This is a genomic window from Ruminococcus sp. YRD2003, assembly GCA_900109435.1.
Classification (GTDB): Bacteria; Bacillota; Clostridia; order Oscillospirales; family Ruminococcaceae; genus Ruminococcus; species Ruminococcus flavefaciens_G.
This window is the reverse complement of sequence record FNZT01000010.1, coordinates 1-23,222: the sequence shown is the minus strand read 5'-3', so window position 1 is coordinate 23,222 and position 23,222 is coordinate 1. Positions and strand designations below refer to the sequence as shown.

Annotated in this window: 22 protein-coding genes and 1 tRNA gene; 13 read left to right on the top strand and 10 right to left on the bottom strand. The window is 42.4% G+C overall.

The features are described from left to right. Genes BMX22_RS16475 through BMX22_RS09150 form a run of 3 tightly spaced genes read right to left on the bottom strand, consistent with a single transcriptional unit; the run spans position 1 to position 1,626 of the window. Positions 1 to 171 (bottom strand): hypothetical protein, encoded by a 171-nt coding sequence (locus BMX22_RS16475; protein WP_177173003.1) that lies wholly within the window; start codon positions 169 to 171, stop codon positions 1 to 3. Further along, positions 171 to 1,286 (bottom strand): amidoligase family protein, encoded by a 1,116-nt coding sequence (locus BMX22_RS09155; protein WP_074742175.1) that lies wholly within the window; start codon positions 1,284 to 1,286, stop codon positions 171 to 173. The genes BMX22_RS16475 and BMX22_RS09155 overlap by 1 nt, the downstream gene beginning before the upstream one ends. Positions 1,287 to 1,341: 55 nt before the next feature. Further along, the gene (locus BMX22_RS09150; RefSeq protein ID WP_074742174.1) at positions 1,342 to 1,626 is read right to left on the bottom strand and encodes a DUF960 domain-containing protein; all 285 of its coding nucleotides are present in this window, start codon (positions 1,624 to 1,626) and stop codon (positions 1,342 to 1,344) included. Positions 1,627 to 2,021: 395 nt separating this feature from the next. Here BMX22_RS09150 and BMX22_RS09145 point away from each other — a divergent pair, with 395 nt between their 5' ends. Together BMX22_RS09145 and BMX22_RS09140 are read left to right on the top strand one after the other, a co-directional pair. Then, complete coding sequence (locus BMX22_RS09145; protein ID WP_074742173.1) at positions 2,022 to 2,294, top strand: hypothetical protein; 273 nt, start codon at positions 2,022 to 2,024, stop codon at positions 2,292 to 2,294. Beyond that, positions 2,282 to 2,791, top strand: a complete 510-nt coding sequence (locus BMX22_RS09140; protein WP_074742172.1) for a relaxase/mobilization nuclease domain-containing protein — start codon at positions 2,282 to 2,284, stop codon at positions 2,789 to 2,791. The genes BMX22_RS09145 and BMX22_RS09140 overlap by 13 nt, the downstream gene beginning before the upstream one ends. Before the next feature lie 245 nt (positions 2,792 to 3,036). Here BMX22_RS09140 and BMX22_RS09135 read toward each other — a convergent pair whose 3' ends face one another. Both BMX22_RS09135 and BMX22_RS09130 read right to left on the bottom strand, forming a co-directional pair. After that, positions 3,037 to 3,270 carry a helix-turn-helix domain-containing protein gene (locus tag BMX22_RS09135; RefSeq protein WP_074742171.1) on the bottom strand — a complete coding sequence of 78 codons (234 nt, stop codon included), beginning with the start codon at positions 3,268 to 3,270 and terminating at the stop codon, positions 3,037 to 3,039. Between the two features lie 235 nt (positions 3,271 to 3,505). Continuing rightward, on the bottom strand, positions 3,506 to 4,591 hold the full coding sequence (locus tag BMX22_RS09130) for a tyrosine-type recombinase/integrase (protein WP_074742170.1): 1,086 nt from the start codon (positions 4,589 to 4,591) through the stop codon (positions 3,506 to 3,508). 281 nt (positions 4,592 to 4,872) lie between these two features. Here BMX22_RS09130 and BMX22_RS09125 point away from each other — a divergent pair, with 281 nt between their 5' ends. From BMX22_RS09125 to BMX22_RS16465, 11 genes are all read left to right on the top strand, one after another. Beyond that, the gene (locus BMX22_RS09125; protein ID WP_074742169.1) at positions 4,873 to 5,283 is read left to right on the top strand and encodes a hypothetical protein; all 411 of its coding nucleotides are present in this window, start codon (positions 4,873 to 4,875) and stop codon (positions 5,281 to 5,283) included. Then, positions 5,280 to 5,702, top strand: coding sequence for a membrane protein insertion efficiency factor YidD (gene yidD / locus BMX22_RS16470; protein ID WP_207645878.1), 423 nt, complete (start codon positions 5,280 to 5,282; stop codon positions 5,700 to 5,702). Before BMX22_RS09125 ends, yidD begins: the two co-directional genes overlap by 4 nt. 13 nt (positions 5,703 to 5,715) lie before the next feature. Further along, the gene (locus BMX22_RS09115) at positions 5,716 to 7,497 is read left to right on the top strand and encodes an SH3 domain-containing protein (RefSeq protein WP_074742168.1); all 1,782 of its coding nucleotides are present in this window, start codon (positions 5,716 to 5,718) and stop codon (positions 7,495 to 7,497) included. A 12-nt stretch (positions 7,498 to 7,509) separates the two neighbouring features. Continuing rightward, positions 7,510 to 10,245 (top strand): leucine-rich repeat protein, encoded by a 2,736-nt coding sequence (locus BMX22_RS09110; protein WP_074742167.1) that lies wholly within the window; start codon positions 7,510 to 7,512, stop codon positions 10,243 to 10,245. Positions 10,246 to 11,163: 918 nt separating this feature from the next. Continuing rightward, positions 11,164 to 11,358, top strand: a complete 195-nt coding sequence (locus BMX22_RS09105) for a helix-turn-helix domain-containing protein (protein ID WP_074742166.1) — start codon at positions 11,164 to 11,166, stop codon at positions 11,356 to 11,358. Positions 11,359 to 11,529: 171 nt separating this feature from the next. Continuing rightward, a complete protein-coding gene (locus BMX22_RS09100; protein ID WP_074742165.1) occupies positions 11,530 to 11,748 on the top strand; it encodes a DNA-binding protein in 219 nt (72 codons plus the stop codon). Between the two features lie 421 nt (positions 11,749 to 12,169). Further along, complete coding sequence (locus BMX22_RS16870; protein WP_318259723.1) at positions 12,170 to 12,508, top strand: type I restriction-modification system subunit M N-terminal domain-containing protein; 339 nt, start codon at positions 12,170 to 12,172, stop codon at positions 12,506 to 12,508. Between the two features lie 186 nt (positions 12,509 to 12,694). Further along, positions 12,695 to 14,173: a class I SAM-dependent DNA methyltransferase gene (locus BMX22_RS09095; protein ID WP_318259722.1), complete on the top strand. Its 1,479-nt coding sequence runs from the start codon at positions 12,695 to 12,697 to the stop codon at positions 14,171 to 14,173. Further along, positions 14,170 to 15,492: a restriction endonuclease subunit S gene (locus tag BMX22_RS09090; protein ID WP_143055509.1), complete on the top strand. Its 1,323-nt coding sequence runs from the start codon at positions 14,170 to 14,172 to the stop codon at positions 15,490 to 15,492. Before BMX22_RS09095 ends, BMX22_RS09090 begins: the two co-directional genes overlap by 4 nt. Next, a complete protein-coding gene (locus BMX22_RS09085) occupies positions 15,489 to 18,464 on the top strand; it encodes a type I restriction endonuclease subunit R (RefSeq protein WP_074742164.1) in 2,976 nt (991 codons plus the stop codon). Before BMX22_RS09090 ends, BMX22_RS09085 begins: the two co-directional genes overlap by 4 nt. 167 nt (positions 18,465 to 18,631) lie before the next feature. Further along, a tRNA-Thr gene (locus BMX22_RS16465) sits at positions 18,632 to 18,711 on the top strand. A 279-nt stretch (positions 18,712 to 18,990) separates the two neighbouring features. Here BMX22_RS16465 and BMX22_RS09080 read toward each other — a convergent pair. From BMX22_RS09080 to BMX22_RS09060, 5 genes are all read right to left on the bottom strand, one after another. Next, a complete protein-coding gene (locus BMX22_RS09080; protein ID WP_074742163.1) occupies positions 18,991 to 19,656 on the bottom strand; it encodes a tyrosine-type recombinase/integrase in 666 nt (221 codons plus the stop codon). A gap of 107 nt (positions 19,657 to 19,763) precedes the next feature. Further along, a complete protein-coding gene (locus BMX22_RS09075) occupies positions 19,764 to 19,958 on the bottom strand; it encodes a helix-turn-helix domain-containing protein (protein ID WP_074742162.1) in 195 nt (64 codons plus the stop codon). Positions 19,959 to 20,269: 311 nt separating this feature from the next. Continuing rightward, positions 20,270 to 21,592 carry a relaxase/mobilization nuclease domain-containing protein gene (locus BMX22_RS09070; RefSeq protein ID WP_074742161.1) on the bottom strand — a complete coding sequence of 441 codons (1,323 nt, stop codon included), beginning with the start codon at positions 21,590 to 21,592 and terminating at the stop codon, positions 20,270 to 20,272. After that, entirely contained in the window at positions 21,592 to 21,903 is a 312-nt protein-coding gene (locus tag BMX22_RS09065) for a plasmid mobilization protein (protein ID WP_074742160.1), read from the bottom strand. Before BMX22_RS09065 ends, BMX22_RS09070 begins: the two co-directional genes overlap by 1 nt. Before the next feature lie 311 nt (positions 21,904 to 22,214). Then, positions 22,215 to 23,222: AAA family ATPase (locus tag BMX22_RS09060; RefSeq protein WP_074742159.1), on the bottom strand; the 1,008-nt coding region annotated here is incomplete at its 5' end.

Below are 23,222 nucleotides of genomic sequence, written 5' to 3'. Positions count from 1 at the left end.
TTATTTGTCCTCCTTTAAAATTATATCTATCATCGGCTTCTTCTTTTCGTCTGCGATCTCCTTTAGCCTGTCGCTTATCATATCTACAACAACTGTTGCAGTGACAAGTGCGGCTACTGCTATAATTTCACCTGCGGAACTTGCAATGACCTTTTTCATATCAGCTTTCATTACATATCCTCCTCGTTTGCGATATCTTCGTTTACATACAGCTTTCGCTCTTTGAGGTATTGAATAAGCTCAGTTTCGTGTAAGGTATCTACGAACTCAGACCATGACATCTTCGACATACCTTCATCGGTGAGATTGATAGCAAGGTCGCAGATAGCGTTGACAAGTTCCAGCGCAGCTATCAGTGTATTGTATTTGAGTGTACCTCTGAACAGGCGGAACTCTATCGTTGCCCAGTTCATCAGGTTGACGGCTGCATACCTGCCGTTGTTTCCCTTTTTAGCCTTATCCAGTATCTCACGTCCTGTCTTTTCAAAGCCGTAACGGGCAGCCCAACGGTTCATACTGTACTCGGAACGGCGGCTGAACTTCAGCATCTCGTTCCAGTGATGCTCCACAAAGTAGAGGATCCTGCCGATAACATCGTCCTGAGTATCCCTGTCGTCACCGAAGCAGTCCCTGTTAACGTGGATATGTAAGCCGCAGGTGCTTGTCTGGTGAGAGCGGTATCCCATAGATATAGCCTTCTTCATTATCTCTTCCCAACAGAAGCTCTTATGATAATCAAGGCTCATGGGATGCGTTACAAGCTCCATACCATCATCAAGACTACCGTCCCCTTTGATGTATATGTGCTCGCTGTTACCGTCTGAATTGGCTATTCTAAGTATTTCATCAGCGTTATCGCTGTCCTTTCCTGCTCCGTCAATCTCCAGCTCAACGCCGAAATATCGTTTGGAATCACCGTACATGATAGGCTCCGGCTTATAACCATAATCGTGGATACTTCTGTTACGATCAACTTCGTCATGATAGCATTCACTGCAATAGTCGTATCCGTCCAGGTGGTAGGCGTCATCCTCGTGAAGCAGTGTATCGCAGCAGCTACATCTGGTGTAGTGGTTCTCATAGCAGTGATGACAGAGAGTAGTGTATTCGTCCCCGTAACTATCGTCTGTCCAGATAACTGAGCCGCAGCGGTCGCAAGTAGTGGTATGACGTTCATAGCAATCCGTGCAGACTATCTCACCATTGACCTCTTCATAGTCATCATCTTCGTCAATAAGTGCTCCGCAGTGCGAGCAGTATAAAGAGTTCTTGTTGTTATCTTCCATTGTAAAAAACCTCCATAAATAACGATAGCCAGCCCCTGAAGGGCTGGCCTTATTTTCAATATTCGTTTGCAAGTATCATGGTGCTGTGGTCGCCGTCGTCTATGATATAGACCTTATCGGCGATTGGAGTATCCAGCGGGAGCAGGTACTCCATGTGATACTCTGGTTCTTCTGAGCTGTGCGTTATCGACTGTAAACAGCCAACAGGCTTTAACTCGAACACCTGTAGGTAGTCTTTTGGAGCAGGCATTCGTTCAACGCACTCCCACAGGAACAGCTGTAATTCAAGTGGTATAGTGCTGTCTACCCCGCACGTCAGATAGCGCTTATTGTCAAACATGATTCAGTCCTCCTTTCTGAATTTGATTACCACGAGCATGGTATCATCATAATAATGTATATACAGAAAAGAAGAATTCTCGGAGTAGAAGGCTATAAATAGGGAAAATAAAAGCTTTTATTATGAAATAATTATTTCATAATAATTATATATGTTTACAAAATTAAAATTCTCGAAAAGTAATACAATTTCGTCAAAAAAGTATTACTATATGATAACCTGTAGAGCGTAAGCGACCTGTATTAAATATAAATAATAGAGGAATAAGTAATGGATAACAACAATAAGGGTATTAGTATATATGAACATATGTATGTGTGTAATATACAGTACCTGAATATGGAGTTATAGGTATTACACGCTTTATGGGAATATAATACGAAAGGAAAACCACTATGAGAAACAAAGAAGACTTAAAGACCGTCCGTAAGACTGTACTTATGACGGAAGCAACCGCTAACAGCATCGAGCGTGAGGCGGCAGAAAGAGGCATTAAGCCTAACGCAGTCATGAATGAACGACTGAACCACTCGAAAACAGACAATACCCCACCTAAAATGATGCAGTTCCAGAATTACGCTAATGAAGCTGTGAAACTGCTCGCAAAGTATTCCGAAGAAGATGCTAAGAAAATGGAAAGAGAGGCGCATTCATTATGGATATTCTGACACAGAAGAGAATTACTGATAACGGCGAAGGAAGAGGTTACTTCCGTAATTGCGTTGAATACGTATACAAGGATAAACCGGAGCCGGATGAAGAACGCGTAGATACAATGGGCTACGGTGTGTGTGATTCAAACGTGGATTATACATACGAACAGATGATTGCGATGAAGAAATACTACGGAAAAATCGGTGATAATCCGGTAATGCACTTCATGGTTGCATTTGATAAGAAGACTGTGCATGATGAAGCGACAGCTCGTAAGTATACTGATGATATCGCTGCTTTCTTCAAGGATCATCAGACGATAGCAGCTCTGCATAAGGAGAATCAGGGCAATTCTCTTTATCATGTACATTATATGGTTAATTCGGTAAATGCAAAGGACGGAAAGCTGTATCACAGCGGCAAATCTGAACTGAAACAGCTTGCCATGCACGTTCATGAGGTCACTGGCAACTACTGCCGTGGTTACATGAAGAAGCCAGACGAGAAATAAACAACTATAATCAACATATTACCCAAATCCCCTTATAGAGAAAAATAATCAAACAGCTAGTTTTTATACTTAAAGTGTCTCCCCGACAAGGGGAGACCGGCTGTTTGTAGGCGTTTATCAGCTATGAAAATGCAAATATCCGCAATGTAACTGTTTTAGCGATCAACTGATAATGACAACTAAAGTCTAAGTATATGAAAATCCCCGCTATTACGTTCATTGTGAGCGTAACAACGGGGATATTATTATTCATCTTCTGTCAGAAATTTGTATGCAGGAACGTCAAGAGCTTCGGCAATATCGAACAGCGTATCAAGCGATACAGTCCTGTTCACGTTGGGCGCTTCCACTGCTCCGATGAATGCGAGATTTTTTTCAATCTTTTCAGCGAGTTGCTCCTGCGTTAGTCCGCGGAGCTTGCGGTAGTAGCTTATCTTCAAGCCGATCGTTCTGTATTTATCAAAATATTTTTCTTTCATACCGTCACCGTCCTATGAAAATATTTTATCATAGTTGATTGACAATATGAATTTGATGTGCTACAATAAATATTGTATAGAATACAATAACACAAAGTGCGAGAAATACTGTGCTTATTCAGCAGACATAAAAATCGCCGCAAATTTATATAATTCAAGTAATTATATCCGTTTTACGCCATATGTAGCCTATTCTGATACTGATGGTGACGAGTTTTTTGACGGCAAATAAGCTTTAAGCAGCAGGAGTGATAAGGCTCATACAGTACGCCTTACGCTCCATTGAACTATGAACATAGCGGTTCAGTGTTGTTTGTACACCCGCATGACCGAGTATCTCCGAGAGCGTCTTTATATCAAAGCCTGCTTGCAGACAATTTGTGGCGAACATATGGCGGAGGCTATGGTACGTTACTGACGGCAAATCCGTTTTTTTCAGCATAGATTTGAAGCGGTTCTGTAGTGTGCGAGGTTCGATAACTCTTGTTGTATTGGAAAGTATATATCGGTCATTATTACTGCGGAATTTCCGCAGTATTTTCATAAGGAAAGACGGTATAGGTATCATGCGCTGTGACGTTCTGCTCTTGGGAGTACCGATAATGAGCTGAGTGCCGTCATTGCCTGTGCGTATACGCTGTACAGTTCTCCTGACGGTCAAAAGACTTTTATCAACGTCAATGTCGCTCCACATAAGACCGCAGACTTCACCGACACGAAGTCCCGTATAGTAGCTCAATAATACGCACAATGACGTTGTATTAAGATTGGATAAAAGATACTTATACAGCTTACGCTGCTGCGTAGGAGTAAGCAGCGGCTTTTCTTCCATAATGCAATTAGGCGTTATAACATCTGCAAGAATGTTCCTTGTACTATGTATCTTGGCAGTATGCTTCGCCATAGCTTTGAAAACAACGATAATATCGGAAGTGTACTTCGGGGAAAGACCTGAATTTAGCTTATCATCAATAAATGCATGAAGCATTTGTACCGTCAGCGTTTCATAGATAAGACCACCGAATTTAGGAAGTATATGCTTCTCAACCTTCATCTGATAATTAGCGTAGGTAGAAGGCTTCACTCGGAGCTTTATTGCGGACAGCCATTCGCTGAAAAGCTCTTTTACCGTCAGATGACAGGAAGCAGTCATAGTAGGAGCGGCGACCTTCAAGGAAACAAGCTTCGCCCTTGCCTCTGCATAGGAATGACCGTATACAGAGCGATATTTAGCCTTCCCATCGCCTGTGAAGCCGCACTTATAACGTTCCTCCCAACGTCCGTCCTTGCGTTTATAAATATTTTCCCCCCTACGTGCCATAGTTCTCACTCCTTATTGACCATATTTCTGACGGTAAATACACTGTCGAACCATACAAACTAAGGCTTTACGCCTTGTATAAACTGCTGGTTTTTGTTTGGAATTTGTAAATTTTTCTTATATTACATTGAAGAAAATGTGAAATTGTGGTAAAATCATACATATAAAACAAGCTGAATGACCGCCGCAGATTATATAAATTTGCGAAAAGCAAAAGCTGTACCCGATATTTTTATTATACATCAAACGCCGAATACTATTCAAGTTTAGGAGGAGCTATTATGAAAAACAATAACCTTGTCGTTATCGAAAGAGATGTGTTCTGCCCGTATTGCAATCAGAACTCTGCCGTTCTCATAAGCGAGACAATCAAAAAGAAGAAGACTATCGGCTGTGCGGCAATAGGCTGCAAGGACGCTTTGCTGTTGTATGTGACAGGCTGCTGCTGGGCTATTGTATGCGGTTTCCCGTTATTTGACGTCAAAGAGGATAACCAAATAAGTATGTACGGTTTCTGCCCTTGCTGCGGCAATACATATCCAGTTATCAAACCCGAAGCCGATACGGTCATTGACAAAATGCAGAACACGCAGAAGCGTATCTCTAAAGTTGCAAGTCAGGCAAAGGGCTTGCTTAATAAAGGCAACGCTGCCCCCGAGCAGATCGACTACGACAGCGATGAACAGTCATGACGGATAAGGAAATCATCAAAGCCTTTTATAAAGCGCGAAAAACTGAGGTATGTAAAGCAGTCATAAGACCAAAGTTTACGATGTACAAGGAGCTTCTTCAATTCGTCGCTGCGACCGCCATACTAATTGCTGCTATTCTTGTACGCGCATACCTATCTACGCCGATATTTATAACACTTCTGTGTGCGATATCTATTGCTTTCATATTCAGTCAGGCGAAGAATATACTGCTCCTGATGCTTTTTGCCTATCAAAGATTTGCGCCAAAGCTGCTGCGTTCAGCCTGCCTGTTTCAGCCAAGCTGTTCCGAGTATATGAAGCAGTGCATCATAAAGTACGGCGTGTTCAGAGGCGTAAAAAGAGGCTTTAAGCGCATAAAACGCTGCCGTCCGCCAAACGGCGGACTTGACGAACCATAACGAGGGGGATATTATGAGCGATAATAATCAGAAGCCCGATGCTTGGGGACAGAATAAGAATATCCCCGATTCATGGGGGAAGAATAACAAACTGCCGGAGAATTGGGGCAAACAGAGTTCAAATGCTGACAGCGGTACGCCCTCCGGTGGAACGAAAATAACATCTTCTTCCAGTGTGGAGAATACTGCAAATCTTTCGGATAAAGCAAAGTCAGGCATAGGACTGCTCGCTGGTGCGGCAAAGAAAGTCGGCGGAGCTGCAAAGAACGCCGCTGGTAACGCAGTTGAGTACGCCAAATCAGATGATGTCAAGGATAAGCTGAACGCTGCGAAAAATAAGGCTAAGTCCATTGCGGACGGTGCAGGCTCTTCGCTTGCTGATATGAAAGAGAAAACAAGCAACGCCATAAACGAACGCCGCGTCTCCAAGTCTGAGTTATCCGATGACAATACCTCTGACGAGATAATCGAAGATACGCTCGATACCGCGATTGCAGAGGATAGTTCTATTGTCGATTCATTTGACGACGCATCTATTGAAGATGATGAAATGTCCGCAGAACCGTCAGCAGAAGCAGATACAGTTAATTACGCCCCCGATGAAGCAGATGATGAAGTATACGAAACCGAGCAGGAAGAGGAGTATGCTTACGCGGGAAATGACGTGGTTGAAGAAACGTCAAGCGGTGGAAACTTGAAGAAAAGTATTCTTATCGGCGCTGCTGTTCTGGCTGTCGGGATCGGCACTATTATAGGCGTTGGATTGATCTTCAAAAAAGGAGACAAAAAGCCAAACAGCAATGATTCATCTATCGAAACAACAGCAGAAACCAGTACGGCGGCGACTTCAACAGTCACTACTGCTGAAACGACAACAAGCAAAGCTCAAAGCTCAACGACTACTGTTGTTACAACATCAGAAAGTGATAAATCCTACACATTGGAAAAGAATTCTGTCAAAATAAAAATAGGCGAGACAACAAATGTCAACATTTTGCACTACCCCGAAGGGTGCGATGAAATCAACGAATATTGGACATCAAACGATTATAATATCGCTTCTGTAAATGTTCATGGGTATATAACAGGAGTATCAAGTGGGGAATGTATAGTCTCCATTTCTTGCAAAGATAATCCGGCTATAAAGACTGATATCTCAGTTGTCGTAGTAGACGAAGATAGTACACAATCAACTGAACCAACAAAACATCAGCCTGACGCACAATTAGGCATGATGTACAACAAGTTTTTCATTAGTTCGCTTTCCGGAGGAAGCTCGGGAGGATATATCGAGGATTATAACGGTGATGGTGTCGATGACCTTATATGTTGGAGAGCCAATGCTGGATATGTAGTAACCTATTACAAAAACGATGAATTAGTCTACGATACTATTCCAAATACTTTTGGGTACGCCTATAACGAGCCGCTTTTTGGCATGAAAACTGAGTATTACGACGGAAACACACTTAGAGAAAAATGCCGCGAAAAAGCTATTGATTGTGGATTTACGATCAATAAAGACTTTTATATGGGATCAACAAACGCCATTGGCTATGTCAATACCAGTGACATAAACAGTACGCTTAATGTTCGTTCAGCTCCAAGTACAGATTCAGATGTTTTGGTTCAAATTCCAAACGGAAAGCTCTTTAATGTTATACCTGAATCGACGGGACAATACGGTGTGTACAACAATAAAGGCTGGTACTACATAAGCGTTAATCAAGACAGCACCAACTATATGGGATATATATCAGCCGATTACGCTATTGCATGGGATAATGCAATTTAAGGAGGGAACTTTATGAAAGCAACGAAAGTTTTATCTATAATAACCTCAGCCATTCTCTCAGTTTCATTTTTAAACTTAGACATAGATAAATATGCTCATACTGCTGTCGCTGCTGATGCAAGCACACAAACATACAATTCGTGGCAAGAGGCATATAGGGCAGTTCTCGATGAATATATGCAGTCTGATTCGTTTGATGGTACAGATGAGAAGTATGGAGAAAAGTACGAGCTATATGATATAGATACAGACGGCACGCCTGAGCTATTCGTTTCAGGCGGTGAATATCACTTTTCTGATCTTTATGTATACACTTTTGTTAATAATATGATTGTTTGTCTTGGCGATGAAAATATAACAGGGGCATATGGTAAGGCTAATGTTATTCCAACAAAAAAATATGTATTTTTTGAGGGCGGAAGTCAAGGATATTCATGGAAGATCGTATATGAAAAGAAAAGTGATCGATTTGAAAAAGTAGCTACGCTTGAAGATACATCGGCAGCTATTCAAGCTGAGTATTATGGCTATAAATTCAATGGAACGAAAATAACAAAAGCGCAGTATGATTCATATGTTGAGGGATATACTACTGGATCTATTAATGACATAGGAAGAAAGAACAGCTTTAATGACCTATATTATAAAACAGAAAATATATACTACTCTTATTATTTCGATTACTACGAAGCATATTCGGTAGTGTATGGATCAACTGCAACACAGCTTTCAATAGCTAATACTGTCAACAATCTGCCTGTAACCCATATCGGGAAGAACTTCCTTTCTGGCACAGAAGTAAAGGTATTAAATATCCCTGCAAATGTTAACTCTTATTACCTTAACGCTTTCGACTGTGATACCCTTACAAACATAAACGTCGATTCCAACAATAAATATTATACAAGCAGAGAAGGCGTTATGTACAGCAAGGATATGACCAAGATAAGCAAATTCCCGTCTGGTAAGGACACTTCATCGTATACATTCCCTCAAAGCGTAACTCAGATTGGGAAGTGTGCTTTTGCATGGTGCAAAGGCGTCAAAAAAATAGATATTCCTGAAACGATTGAATCTATACAAGAATATGCGTTTTATGAATGTCCTAACTTGTCCTCGGTTACGATTAGAAATTCACGTTGCAAAATTACCGATCAAGTAAGCCAAAAGAAGCCCATAACATTCTGCAATACTTATGATTCTACGCAAGGCAAGGGAAACTATCTCGGCGTTATATGCGGATATAATAATTCTTCCGCACAGCAATATGCAGACATTTTTGACTTCACTTTTATCTCATTAGGCGACGATCCTAAGATGACTACAACTACAAGTACAACAACTACGACCACTACAACGACTACTACCACAACGACTACTACCACGGTCAGCACAACAATGGCATATTCCAATGCTGATACAGGTCCTGCTGCGGGAGATTTAAGCTGTTTTGATGAATTTGATGTAGATCAAGCAACTGTTAAGCCCACGCTGGCATTAAGCAGGATAGAGCTTTCACTTGAAGAAGCAAGAGCTAATCCGATATGTACGGTGGATTTGTCAGTAATAGGTGCTGCGGGGAAATACGCAGCAACAGGTATACATATCAATTGGGACAGTCGACTTTCCCTTAATGGTGATAAAAAAGCTATACAGTCCGGTGAGGCGATAAAATTGTGTCATCCGAGTGCTGTAAAAATTGATGATAATTGTATCTTTGTTGCAACAGCAGGCCTTCCTGGGGACGGTGCTGACGGCGTTATGTGGTCATTTCCGCTGATTATTCCCTCGGATTGTCAACCAGGCGATATTTATCCAATACAAATCGAGTACATCAACAATGATGCCGCTGCTGATGAATTTAGTAATGCACCACCTTATTATGAACGTGAACAAGATCAGCTTATGGAAGCATGGACATTTACACGCGGTATCATTCAGGGTTATATCATAATAAAAGAAGAAAATGCAACGCCTGTTGATTATACGCTCGGAGACGTCAATAACGATGGAAATATCAACGCTGTAGATGCTTCCACCGTTTTGGCATATTATGCGATGTTGTCAACAGGACAAGACGGAGGCTTCACGGAAGCTCAGAAATCAGCGGGTGATGTTAATAATGACGGTAATATAAACGCTATAGATGCATCATGTATCCTCGCTTACTATGCATATCTTTCAACAGGCGGAAAAGTCAGCCTTGAGGATTTCCTCAACAGACCGACAATAAATGATTTCCCGCTTTATAAGTCACGATTAAGCTATATTAAGGCAAATTCAAAAACAGAATCTGATTGTATCAATGCAGACATATCAACTCAGTATTCTTACGACACTGAAAGGAAGTATGCACTAATGGACTTAAACGGAGATAAATCGCCTGAGCTTATCACAGTATCAGGTACTTTGAGCAGCGGTGCTCCTTCGATATCTGAAATATACACTATAAACAACAATCAGCTTGTGCGCCTTTGTAAAGGGGCACAAAGATCATGGTATTACTTATGTGATAATAATATAATTGCTTGTTCATCTGTTTATGGAATGGGACATGGTGGGGCTTACTATAAATACAATAGCGGTTCAGAACTCAATAACATAGAATCGTTAAATTATGATTATCGTGATGGAAGTTTGACGATAACGTATTACGCTGGAAAAACTCAGAAAACTATTTCCGAAGCTGAAGCTAAGTCTATTGGGAAAAAATACAAAGAAATTGATTATGAACTCACAACATTCTAATTTCTAAAAAAGTAAAATGCGTTTAGACTGAGACAGAGGACAACAAATATTTATGGCGGTGCTATTGCACCGCCATTCTTTTGTATTAGTTCTTATCAAGCAACCAGTCAACTGCATTTACGACTTCGATACCTTCATAGTCACCGAGGGTAAAACGGTCAAGAGAGATATATGAGAAAGTTTATAGCGGTTTCTCTCTATTCCATATTAAAATGCCGAATTAGGAATTTTAAGTTCATTTGCTTGGAGAATATTCAGAAACCGGAATTCATCGATAATTTGATTCGTACCACTTATACCACTTTTTTCACGTAAAAGTTTTTTCCGGAACAAAAAAAGTCCTCACAGCCGAAGCTATGAGGACTCTGTTGTTTTATTCAGATAAACACATTAACGTGAATATCGTGCCAGCTTAGTATTCTGCGCTTAGTAGATTTTGCGTAAAGGTATTCTTTAGCATCGTCCAGATTCAGCGTAAAATAGCCAATCTGAGTATATTTCCGAATTACTTCTTTTCGCTTATTGCAGCCTGTGTTGCAACCAGTGAAAAATGAAGTATCAACAGTAATTGTCTGCAATATTTTTCCTACACTTTTCCTACAGTTAGACAATTTTTTCTGCAAAGGCATTACACGGCAAATCTGCTCAAATCCTCGAAATATAGGCGCAAAAAAGTATTTTGATAAACCGGATGAAACTGCGGAATATCCGTCAGCATAGGCTTGTGGTCCCGAAGATCGTGGGTTCGAATCCCATCTCCCACCCCAGAAGAATAGGCACTTTCGAGAAATCGGAAGTGCTTTTTTCGTTGTGTTACTAATGTTTTTACTAATGTGATATCAAAATTGCTCTAAAGTTGGCGACTTCATGTAATGCTGAACTCGAATAGTCAGGAAAAGCATGAAGGAGGACTTTGTTATGTCAGAATGTTACAGCGAACCACAAATACTCACTTGTAAGGAGGTCATGGATGTGCTGAGAATAAGCAGAAGTCTGTGTTACCGTTATATCAAAGAGGGTAAGATCAAAGGCTACAGAGAGGGCAACAAAATCAAGGTACCATACAGTTCAATAGAAAGCTACATTACTGCCCGGATGAAAGAAGGAGCGTGATTATCACGCTCTTCTTTCACAGCACAAGATCGTACAAGATAGTTAAAAATAACACTTAGAGAGGAGGAAATGTACATGAAGTACATAGTTAACATAGGAAGAACGCTCTTCTTTCACAGTTCAAGGTGTTAAAAGATACCGAATAATAACGAATCGAAAGGAGGTGAACATATGCGATACATAGTAAATGTCGATAAACAGCTGCTGTCAGTACATGAAGCAGCCTGCTTATATGACATGCTCGATGATAAGCTCTATTATCTAATAAAGAGAGGAGCTATAAAGTCCAAGAGAATGGGTTCTCGTTTCATGGTGTATGGTAGTAGCATTGAAAGATTCATCGAGGAGACTGACAGAATCTGCCAGCAACAGAACAGAAGTTCTCGATGAGAGAAGGACCCGATTTCGAGGTGACTCGAACTATGCGTAGAATAGGGATTATACTTTTGTAGAAAACATACTTTGCTATATATAGCCATCTATTGACACTCGTCAGGGAACCGATTGCGTAGGCTGAGGTATTACTCGATCGCCCCTGATGCGCTAAAGACACCCAGCGTGTAGATCTCTACACGTAGCTTCCGACGATGCGACTATCGGAAGTTGGGTGTCCTTAGCGTTTCCGTATACGTAAGATTAGATAACTTTAAGTACAATTATGTTCAACGAAAGTTTACAAAAGGTACAGTGCTATGCGCTTGCATTGTTTGTTGAATTGTGCTACAATTAACATGGGGTAGTTATAGAATTTTGTGTGGCACTTGGTGCTGTTCTCCAAACTACGATACAAAGATTATAAAGGAGTAATAGTATGGACAATCAGATTCACAATCAGATCGTAAGTTTTATCTGGGGCATTGCAGACGACTGTCTGCGTGATGTGGTGGAACGCGTCAAATTTCGAGATGTTATCCTTCCAATGACTGTCATTCGTAGACTTGATGTTCTCTTGGAGGATAGCAAGCAAACGGTTCTTGATATGAAGAAGAAGCTCGATGAGGCCAAAATCGACAATCAGTGGGGCGCACTGTGCAATGTTGCAGGACAGGCGTTCTGTAATGCATCCCCATTCCGTCTGCGTGATCTTACCAGCCGCGCAAAGAAGCAGGCGCTGCAAGCAGACTTTGAAGCATATCTGGACGGATTCTAGCCTAATGTACAGGAAATCCTTGAAAAGTTTGGCTTCCGTGAACAGATTAAAAAGCTAAATGAAGCAGATGTTCTTGGTGCTGTAATAGAAAAATTTGTTTCCCCGGACATAAACCTTAGTCCCGATCCAGTGTATAAGGACGAAGCACATACCATTATCAAACATCCTGGGCTTGATAATCATGGTATGGGAACCGTATATGAAGAACTTATCAGAAGGTTTAATAATGAAAACAATGAAGCCGCTGGTGACTTTTGGACTCCTCGTGATGTAGTTGAACTGATGGCTGATATTGTTTTCGTACCTATTGCTGATAAGATTAAGGATGCTACATACTCCTGTTACGATGGTGCTTGTGGAACCGGAGGTATGCTAACTGTAGGTCAGAGCAGACTACAATCTCTAGCTCAAAAATACGGAAAGAAAGTGTCGATTCATCTATTTGGTCAAGAAATATTAGCTCCAGTCTATGCATTGTGCAAAGCAGATATGTTGTTAAAAGGTGAAGGTGAAGAGGCAGAACATATCAGCTTTGGCTCAACTCTCTCTATCGACTGTAATGCGTCACGACAGTTTGACTTCATGCTTTCAAACCCGCCTTACGGAAAGAGCTGGAAGGTGGATGCAGAGAAAATGGGCGGCAAGAAGGAGATTCTTGACACCAGATTCAATGTGTATCTGGAAAGTGGCGAACAGCTCTCCATGATTCCGAGAACAAGTGACGGACAGCTGCTGTTCCTGCTTAATAATATATCAAAGATGAAGGATACTGAGCTCGGCAGCCGTATCGCTGAGGTTCATAACGGTTCTTCCATCTTCACTGGAGATGCAGGTTCTGGTGAGAGCAATGCCCGGCGTTATATAATAGAGAACGATCTTGTTGAAGCGATCATTGCAGTGCCTGAGAATATGTTTTATAATACTCCTTTGGGAACGTTCATCTGGATTCTGTCAAACCGTAAGGAAGAACGCCGCAAAGGTAAGATTCAGCTTATCGATGCGACAAAGATGAAATCACCACTAGATAAGAATATGGGAAAGAAAAACTGCGAATTCACACCAGAAATCCGTGCAGAGATTCTCCGCATCTTCATGGAAATGGAAGAAAGCGATGTTAGTATGATTTTTGATAACGATCAGTTTGCCTACTGGTCTATTACTGTAGAGCGCCCACTGCGTTTACGTGTGTATCCTGACAGAGAAATTCCATCAGACACATTTAAGAAGACGGAAGAGTTGGAAGCAGTTAGGAAAGCACTTGCTTCTGTTCCGACAAGTACTCCTCTGGATGACTGGAATGCCTTTGCAAAGGCAACAAAGCTGAAAGCCGCTGCCCTGAAGAAGATTAGACCGTTTATCACTGAGAAGGACTCGACCGCACAGCCTGTACTTGGTGAGGCAGATGTTGAACTGCGTGACACTGAGAGCGTTCCGTTCAAGTACGAGGGCGGCATCGAGGCATTTATGCAGAACGAGGTGCTGCCCTATGCTCCTGATGCCTGGGTTGATGAGAAGAAAACTGTCATAGGATATGAGATTAGTTTCTCCAAGTATTTCTATAAGCCTGTGGAGCTACGTGAAATGTCAGATATCATTGCAGAGCTTAACACTTTGGAGAAGCAGGCAGACGGCATGATAGCTGGTATTATGGAGGGAATTTCATGAGAGTATATGAAAGCTATCAAGCTTCAAACATTGATTGGTTGCCTTCAATCCCAGAGACATGGTCTGCCAAAAGAATAAAAGGTCTTTTCTCGTTACACGATGAACGGAATAATAAACCTCTAAACGAAGTCAACTTGATCTCTTTGTACACACATCTTGGTGTGCGACAACATTCCGATCTTGAACATACAACTGGTAATAAGGCAAGGAATGCTGATGGATATAAGATTGTTAATATTGATGATATTATAGTAAATATCATGCTTTGCTGGATGGGCGCTATAGGACGTTCTGCATATAATGGAGTAACAAGCCCCGCATATGATGTTTATACGCCGCATGACGGAGTTAACTCCTCTTATTATCATTATCTGTTTAGAACACCGCTGTTTTCACAGCAGTGTTTCAAAAATGGTCATGGAATCATGATGATGCGCTGGCGTACTTATTCCCCAGAGTTTACAAGTATTGTTGTGCCAGTTCCGCCACGTGAAGAGCAAGACCAGATTGTGCGCTTTCTGGACTGGAAGGTTTCGGAGATAAACAGGTTGATCTCACTACAGAAAGCTATTATTCAAAACTTAAGTCAAACAAAGAGAAAAATCATCAATAGTCGCATTACATCGATCTCTGAACGTATTCGATTAAAATACATTGCTAAATGTAATTGCTATTCACTAAGTGAATCAACAGATCCGGAATACTCTTTTCGATATATTGACATTGGCTCTGTTAACTATACAGAAGGCATTACACAATACGAAATGGTAACCTTCAAAAGCGCTCCTTCAAGAGCAAGAAGAATAGTTAAAAAGCATGACATTATTATCTCAACTGTTAGGACCTATCTCAAAGCTATAACAACGATTATTGATGATGAAGATGTCATAGTATCAACTGGATTTGCTGTAGTACAACCGGATTCTGCACTTGTGGATAGTAGATTCTTAGAATATTGCTGTAAATCAGATTGGTTTTGCGATGAGGTTATCAGACATTCAAATGGAGTAGCATACCCAGCTATCACTTCTGATGCTCTGATGAATTTACTAATCCCATTTTGTGATTATGAAGATCAGAAAAGTATTGTTTCATATCTTGATACAGAGTGTAGTAAAATTGACCACATCATCGACATCAAGGAAAAGATTATAGACGAGCTAAAGGAATTTAGAAAACGCTTGATTTCCGATGTTGTCACGGGCAAGATAGATGTTCGAGGCATTGAAATACCAGAATACGAATACACTGACGAGGAAGCTGACAGCGATTCAAAAGTAGATGATGAATACCTTGATGAAGGAGCTGATGATGAGTGAACTTTACCAATACCAAAGAAGCAGGCTTTGAAACCCTCATCGTTAAGTGGCTCACAGAACACAACGGCTATGAAGAGGGCAACAACAGCGACTACAACAAAGAGTATGCTATCGACGAGACAAGACTGTTCCGTTTCCTGTACGATACTCAGCCTGAGGAAATGGCTAAGCTCGGTACTGACAGGTCAGAGCAGAATAAGAGACAGTTCTTGAATCGCCTGCAGGGAGAGCTTGCCAAGCGTGGTATTATTGATGTGCTGCGTAACGGTGTAAATGCTTATCCTGCTGATGACCTTATCATGTTCTATGGAACGCCTTCTGAAAAGAACGACAAATGGAAGGCTTTGTTTGATAAGAATATCTTCAGCGTAACCAGACAGCTCCGCTACTCGCAGGACGCAAGCAAACTGGCTCTCGATCTGTGTATCTTCATAAACGGTCTGCCTGTCATTACGATGGAGTTAAAGAACTCGTTTACGAAACAGAGCACAGAAGATGCTGTTAAGCAGTATAAGAATGATCGTGATCCCCGTGATATTCTGTTCAGCTTCAAACGCTGCATGGTTCATTTCGCTGTGGACGATTTAACAATCAAGTTCTGCACACAGCTCTGTAAGGAAGACAGCTGGTTCCTGCCGTTCAATAAGGGATATAACGACGGTGCAGGGAATCCGCCGAACCCTGATGGCATTATGACAGACTACCTCTGGAAGGATATCCTCACCAAAGCAAAGTTATCACGTATCATAGAGAATTACGCTCAGGTAATAGAGGAAACCGACCAGAAGACGAAAAAGAAGAAGTACAAGCAGATCTTTCCGAGATATCATCAGCTTGATGTAGTAGAGAATCTGTTGGCTGATGTCAGCAAGAATGGTGTCGGCAAGTGTTATCTTATACAGCACAGCGCAGGTAGCGGTAAGTCTAATTCTATCGCATGGCTGGCTCATCAGCTCATTGGACTGGAACAGGACGATGGCAAACCGCTTATTGATACAGTAATTGTTGTAACTGATCGTAAGATTTTGGATAGGCAGATTCGTGATACGATAAAGCAGTTCATGCAGGTAAGCAGCACAGTTCTATGGGCTGAGCATTCCAGAGACCTCAAAATGGGGATCCAGAACGGCAAGCGCATCATTATCACAACTGTCGAAAAGTTCCCGTGCATAGTTACTGATCTTGGTCAGGAACATAAGGACAAACACTTCGGAATTATCATTGATGAGGCGCATTCTGGGCAAAGCGGCAGAAACTCCGCACAGATGAACCTTGCGCTGTCTGCTCTTGCTTCTGATGATGAGATCGATAACGAAGACAAGATCAATATCCTAATGGAAGGCAGAAAGCTTGTATCGACTGCCAGCTACTTTGCCTTCACTGCTACACCGAAGAACAAGACACTCGAAACCTTTGGTGTACCTTATGAGGAGGACGGCGAGATAAAGCATCGTCCTTTCCATGTGTACACTATGAAACAGGCAATTCAGGAAGGTTTCATCCTCGATGTCCTCCAAAACTATGTAACAATCGACAGCTTCTACAAACTTATGAAAACCGTAGAGGACGATCCAATGTTCGACAAGAAACGGGCGCAGAAGAAGCTCCGCAACTTCGTCGAGAGTAACGAGTATACTATCGCCAAGAAAGCTGCTATGATGATTGAGCATTTCCATGAACAGGTAATCGCCAAGGGTAAAATTGGTGGTCAGGCTCGTGCAATGATCGTTACTGCGAGCATTCCTCGCTGCATCGAATATTACTTTGCAGTAAACAGATGCCTTGCTGACAGACATAGTCCCTACAAAGCTATTATCGCTTTCTCGGGTGAAGCTAAGTATAAAGGCTATGATCAGCCGTTAACGTCCGCAGGCCTGAACTGCTTCTCGGATAAGGACATTCCAGAAAAGCTGAAGTCCGACCCATATCGTATTCTGATTGTTGCGGATATGTTTCAGACCGGCTTTGATGAGCCGTTGCTACACACAATGTATGTAGATAAGATGCTCTATGATATCAAAGCGGTACAAACACTTTCGCGTCTGAATCGTTGTCATCCGAAGAAGCATGATACTTGTGTACTGGACTTTGCTAACAAGCCTGAAATCATCGAGAAAGCCTTTTCTACATACTACAAAACCACCATTCTCTCCGGTGAAACTGATCCCAACAAGCTGTACGATAAGGTACAGGAAATGGAGGAGTATCAAGTATATGGACAGGATGATGTCACAAGAATTGTTGATGCATATCTGAACGGTGCTGAGCGTGATAAGCTCGATCCGATTCTTGATCCATGTGTGTTCATATACAAAAGCCTTGAAACCGAAGATCAAATCAAATTCAAGAGCGCAGCTAAGGCATTTGTCAGAACTTACGGATTCCTTGGCGCTATTCTTCCTTATGGTAATCCTGACTGGGAGCGCCTGTCTATCTTCCTGCACCTGTTGATTCCGAAGCTGCCCTCACCAAAAGTTGATGATCTCACACAGGGAATATACGAAACCATTGACCTTGAAAGCTATAGAAATGAAGCCAGAGATTCTATGTCTATCGTATTGGAGGATGATAATGCAGAAGTAGCTCCTGTTCCTACAGGGGGCAGCGGGCATATCGTTGATCCTGAGATGGATCTACTTTCAGCTATCATACTCGAATTTAACGACATGTTTGGAAATGTACAATGGAACGACAAGGACAATGCACGTAGGCAGATCCTTGAAATCCCTGGAATGGTATCAAAAGATGAAGCGTACCAGAACGCAATGCGTAATTCTGATAAGCAGAGTGCCAGAATGGAAAGTGAACGTGCGCTACAACAGGTTATCTTTAGAATCATGGCAGACAACATGGAACTATTTAAACAGTTCCAAGATAACCCATCGTTCAAGAAGTGGCTCTCTGATATGGTATTTAACGTTACTTACAACCCAAATGGCACGCCGTTTACATTGCCTGACGCCAAGTCGTAACTCGCAACTCATACACTACATGCTCTTTGATGGCTTCTCTCAGATATGACTATACCGGAGTAACCCAGTACTACTAATACTTTACTAATACTATCTCCGTTAACTTTCCAACGGTGATTCAAGAAATCAGTGACAATCAGGCTATTTTAAGCCACTTACAGAGCTTAAAGAGAGTGCTCGAATATGGTGAAATCTTTAGGGATTCGGCTTGTGGTCCCGAAGACCGTGGGTTCGAATCCCATCTCCCACCCCAGCGGCGAGTCGCCGCAGACAGCTTCGCGGTTCAGTTTTTATGGACCGCGAATTTTTTTCCGCGCTCCATACCGTATCTAATTTGTAACACATATACAGAAGAATAGGCACTTTCGAGAGATCGGAAGTGCCTTTTTCGTTAGTTTTCTAATATTTTTTCTAATATGAAATTTTTCTAATACAAAAATCTTCGCAGTTGCGTGTACTCACATCGACTTTATTATATTGACTAAGCGCTTATAAATTGATATAATTAGAGCAAAGGGAGTGGATATTAATGAGCACTGATAAAAAATATGAGCCTATAAATTGCAAGGGTAAGATACACCTGATAGTTTAACGGCTCATTTTGAAGATTGCTGAATAATTCTTTCACCTCGTCTAGCGTATATATTTCCTTTTCCGTTTGTTCGATTTTCGGAACAACTACTCTTCTGCAGGGATTGTCCGTCAGCATACCCATTCTAACAGCATAGTTGAATACATCACTTATGAAATTTAAGTGATGTACAGCAGTTTTCCTTGAAAGAGACTTACCGTTGTTCATATTCTTTTCGTTCACAAGCAGACCAGTGATAAATTTTTGTATGTCTCTGGACGTTATCTTGTCCAAACGTTTGTGACCGAGCGCGGGATATATACGCCTAGTGACCTGTATCATCTTTGAATACGATGTAGCTCGCAGATTGATTTTGGCATATTCTTCAAGCCATTGCTCGGCGAATGTTTCAAACTTGATTGCAGATGTTATTTGTCCTTTCTTGCATTCCTCCTCGAACAGCACCGCCTGCCTGTTAACCTCTTTTTCTATTTGCTTGGGGCTCATACCGGGTTCCGGATAGTAGCTTTTGTATTGATTATGCTGCCTTCCGTCAACACCATAGCCGCATGATACTTTTATCTCAAATGAACCGTTCGGCCTTTTTCTGATAGTCGCCATATATTTTCCCTCCTCCATTCATAAATATGGCGCGTTTTTGCCAACGACATCATACCACAACTCTCTGTGTAAGTCCAGCAAAATCACACCGTTTGTACTATTTATTTTTACGCAGTCTCGCCGCGCAGATATCTAAGGAATAATTCCTTATTTATTAGATATTTCTTACCCGCCATGATATACGGCACCTGACCATTGATGCACATCTGACGTACTCTGTATTCAGTCAGCCCTTCTACAAGAGCTGCCGCCTCCTTTATGGTAAGCATTACGATTTTAGTTTCTGTTTTGTTTTCAGCCATTCAATCATACTCCTTCTATTTGTCTCGTGGTTGTGTCTGATGTGATTTACATTGTTCATTTTTCATTACTCCTTTGTAAATATTTGTTATAGGTACTGTCGTTTGACGTACCATTTGCTGAGCCTGCGATTTGCCGACTCAGGTTTATGAGGTGGCGGTTTACCACCTCATAGTCATGACGGGATATTTCATCCCACCATACCGAATTTCCATTTTGGGAACTCGCTCCCGAGGTGGGAATGAGTGCAGTCCAGTTTCGGTACTTCAAGTACCGTTACGGTAGTCGTGTCCCTATTTTAGAGAGTCATCGTTTACCCCATATGCATACCGAGATCTTCTTTTTTCCGTATCTCCTTAGCCAGTGCCTTTCGGTCAACATGTTCCCGAGCGTATTCGGTATCTTCGGCGGACTCGTCCTCAATTATCGAAGCCACAGCAGCAATACTACCGACGATATCAGGTGCAGAAACTCTATCAGCACCACCAGTCGGAGCAATCTGAAGCCTTGACTTCTGCTCTGCTCTTCTGAGCATTTCAGCTGCGATAAGGTCCGCTCGTTCAGCTTCCCAGCCTGTGAGACGAGGTCCTTCGCCGCCTGATCCAGCTTCGACACCTCTGCCGTCACGTTTTGCGACGTTTGCTCCTGTATCTCCTTCCCCTGTTCCAGCAACTGATCGTAAATCGTCTGCTGATTTTTCAGGTACATTTTCATTTGTGCGTATGTCATGGTCACATCTGTCTGAGCCTTGACTTCGAACAACGTATCTGTCAGTAGTTTCAGCTGTGATATCAGCGCAAGCCAATTGTTTTCCTGAACGCAGACCATAGTTGGTATGTCCTGTGCTTCCTCCAAATTCTGCTTGGAGGCTTCTTTCACTTCTTCGTATTTCGAACTCATATTCCATATTCTCCTTCCTGTATTTTGCTTCATGAAGCTTGTTATCACGGCACTTTATTCCGTTGGGACAAGTGTACGTGATGTACTTGCGGCTATCTTCCCACTTAACATCGTAGCCACACTGCTTCATGTAGAAGCGGAATTGTTTCTTGCTCTTAGCTCTTTTCATGACAGCGTCAATGGTATTGGACAAAGCCATTTTCCAACTCTCACCTCGCATTGCAACACGATACTCACCGTTAGTGACACCATTGCTCTGCTTGTGAATCTCAGGTTTGCTGAGAGTTGTCACTCCATACTTCTGACATATCTCGTCTGATAATTGTCGCAAATCTTGCAGTGTGAACTTGTTGGAGTGGTACTTCAGACCTGTGTCAGCGTTGACTGCGTTGAGTACGAAGTGCGAGTGTATATGGTCGGCGTCGGTGTGAGTTGCCACTACAACTTCATGTCCCGGAAAGGCTTTCTCAGCAAACTCAACAGCTATCTTATGAGCAAGTGACGGCTCTATCTTGTAGCCGCTCGGGTGCGACTGAACGAAATGATAGTAACGCACTCCATCTGTCTTGTTGTACATCTCCCTTGTGTTTTTGAACTCCTGATAGGCTGTGGGCAGCGAACAGTTCAGAGCCGTCACATATTTCTTGCCCTCGGTCTTGTCATCGCGGCAAATGTAGTCGAGACTTTTCTTGCCGCCGCCACCGCCCTTTGTACTTATCGCTGTGACCGTCGCCACTATTTCACCTCCCGAAGCAGCTGACCTATCAGCTCCGTGACCTTCCTGTGCTCATCGAGGAGAGGCTGAAAATTCACGGCGGTCAGCCTGTCCATGTTTGCAAGTGTAGCTATCTGGTTGAGGTTACGTCCGATAGCTTTCTGTTGCCTGACTATCTCATCGATGCCATTGGCAACAACGATTTTCTTGCCGAGAGCACACCGCATTACGAAGTCGCTCAGCTTCAAGCCGTGCCTCTCAACGAGCTCATGGATACATCTGCTCTCTTCCTCTGTGCAGCGTATCGCTATCGTAGTATTTTTCTTTCTCATGTTATCGTTCTCCTTTTCTTATGCCAATTAAAGTGGGTTCGGGCTTCTGCCCGACAAGCAAGGCGGCAGGCGGAAAGCCAGCTGCTATGCTTGCCAACCCAGTAGGGTTGATTTTTCGCCCCCAGCCACTGCTTCTGACCTCTGCGAATAATTCTGTAACGATTCGTTACTGTTTTATTCGCCACACTCGCTCGACGTTGCGCCACAATCGCTTCTGTGGGCTCAGGTGGTTACCTGTCCGATTTCGGTATCGGCGGCAAAAACGGCGCGTTTTGTGCGTGATTTTACCGTCACCCGAGAGCGTTATACCGTCACCCTGAGGCACCTATGCCGTCACCCGTATTTTTACCGTCACCTGCCTCAAACAAAGGTAAATAGACGTATTCTGAGTTTCGGGTGCCGGCATGGTCAGCAATTTCTACCCACAGCAGGCTTCCATTTTTACTGTCACCCGACTGGTCATAAATGAGTTCCAGTATTCGTGCACCATGACTTCTGCGAGCTGTGAAAAGCACTCCGTATGTTTTGAGCTCATTCGTGTGCTGAACAAGATTTCTCGTTATCCAGTTCGGAGCATACTCACGTCCGAAGTGTTTGTACATAAGTTTGCAGAGCTCAGTCGCCGAACCTGTGAAACGTTTCTCATCGACCATGAGATCATGTATAGCGAAAGAGAAAAGGTCTGGCTGACGCTCAGGCACATCATCAACTACATTCCACCTGTGATTGTTAAACTCCAAATTCAATTCAAGGTGTTCGATATCACGACCAGCGCAGTGCAGTTTAGCTTTACCGCTGCCGCGCCTTTGTTCTATCATGACCATGATTCCGTCGACGCTGCCGATGATACCTGTCGAGCCAGAGACCATATTGAACGGATCGCTGTCATAACACTTGCGGGTATGATGCACGACAAGTATTGCGACTTTCAGCTTGTCCGCAAGCGCTTTCAGTACAGAGAGCTCTTTGTAGTCTGAGCCATAGTTGACATCTGTGTTGCACCTTACTTTCTGAAGTGTATCAATAACAATCACTTTCAGATTCGGAAGCTCCTGCTTACTCTTTTCAAGTTCTTCCTCAAGACCGTTGCCTATTGACTGCGCTTCTATTGCGAAGTTCAAGTTCTCACAAGGTTCATCTGTGAGATCGTATATCCTGTTCTGCAAGCGCATGAGGTTGTCCTCGAGACTCAGATACAATACCTGACCAATATTTGTATCATGTTTGAGGAACTGCTCGCCGTTAGCGACAGACAAACATAAGTCCAATGCTAACCACGACTTGCCTATCTTCGGTGCGCCTGCAAGGATATACAGTCC

Bases quoted from the DNA above. Each gene is read 5' to 3' on its own strand.
- BMX22_RS09100 (WP_074742165.1), top strand. From the start codon at position 11,530: ATGCGATACATAGTAAATGTCGATAAACAGCTGCTGTCAGTACATGAA.
- BMX22_RS09140 (WP_074742172.1), top strand. From the start codon at position 2,282: ATGGATATTCTGACACAGAAGAGAATTACTGATAACGGCGAAGGAAGA.
- BMX22_RS09065 (WP_074742160.1), bottom strand. From the start codon at position 21,903: ATGAGAAAGAAAAATACTACGATAGCGATACGCTGCACAGAGGAAGAG.
- BMX22_RS09095 (WP_318259722.1), top strand. From the start codon at position 12,695: ATGGGAACCGTATATGAAGAACTTATCAGAAGGTTTAATAATGAAAAC.
- BMX22_RS09125 (WP_074742169.1), top strand. From the start codon at position 4,873: ATGAAAAACAATAACCTTGTCGTTATCGAAAGAGATGTGTTCTGCCCG.
- BMX22_RS09145 (WP_074742173.1), top strand. From the start codon at position 2,022: ATGAGAAACAAAGAAGACTTAAAGACCGTCCGTAAGACTGTACTTATG.
- BMX22_RS09090 (WP_143055509.1), top strand. From the start codon at position 14,170: ATGAGAGTATATGAAAGCTATCAAGCTTCAAACATTGATTGGTTGCCT.
- BMX22_RS09150 (WP_074742174.1), bottom strand. From the start codon at position 1,626: ATGTTTGACAATAAGCGCTATCTGACGTGCGGGGTAGACAGCACTATA.
- BMX22_RS09075 (WP_074742162.1), bottom strand. From the start codon at position 19,958: ATGGCTGAAAACAAAACAGAAACTAAAATCGTAATGCTTACCATAAAG.
- BMX22_RS09135 (WP_074742171.1), bottom strand. From the start codon at position 3,270: ATGAAAGAAAAATATTTTGATAAATACAGAACGATCGGCTTGAAGATA.
- BMX22_RS09110 (WP_074742167.1), top strand. From the start codon at position 7,510: ATGAAAGCAACGAAAGTTTTATCTATAATAACCTCAGCCATTCTCTCA.
- BMX22_RS09155 (WP_074742175.1), bottom strand. From the start codon at position 1,286: ATGGAAGATAACAACAAGAACTCTTTATACTGCTCGCACTGCGGAGCA.
- BMX22_RS09105 (WP_074742166.1), top strand. From the start codon at position 11,164: ATGTCAGAATGTTACAGCGAACCACAAATACTCACTTGTAAGGAGGTC.
- BMX22_RS16475 (WP_177173003.1), bottom strand. From the start codon at position 171: ATGAAAGCTGATATGAAAAAGGTCATTGCAAGTTCCGCAGGTGAAATT.
- BMX22_RS16870 (WP_318259723.1), top strand. From the start codon at position 12,170: ATGGACAATCAGATTCACAATCAGATCGTAAGTTTTATCTGGGGCATT.
- BMX22_RS09115 (WP_074742168.1), top strand. From the start codon at position 5,716: ATGAGCGATAATAATCAGAAGCCCGATGCTTGGGGACAGAATAAGAAT.
- BMX22_RS09080 (WP_074742163.1), bottom strand. From the start codon at position 19,656: ATGGCGACTATCAGAAAAAGGCCGAACGGTTCATTTGAGATAAAAGTA.
- yidD (WP_207645878.1), top strand. From the start codon at position 5,280: ATGACGGATAAGGAAATCATCAAAGCCTTTTATAAAGCGCGAAAAACT.
- BMX22_RS09130 (WP_074742170.1), bottom strand. From the start codon at position 4,591: ATGGCACGTAGGGGGGAAAATATTTATAAACGCAAGGACGGACGTTGG.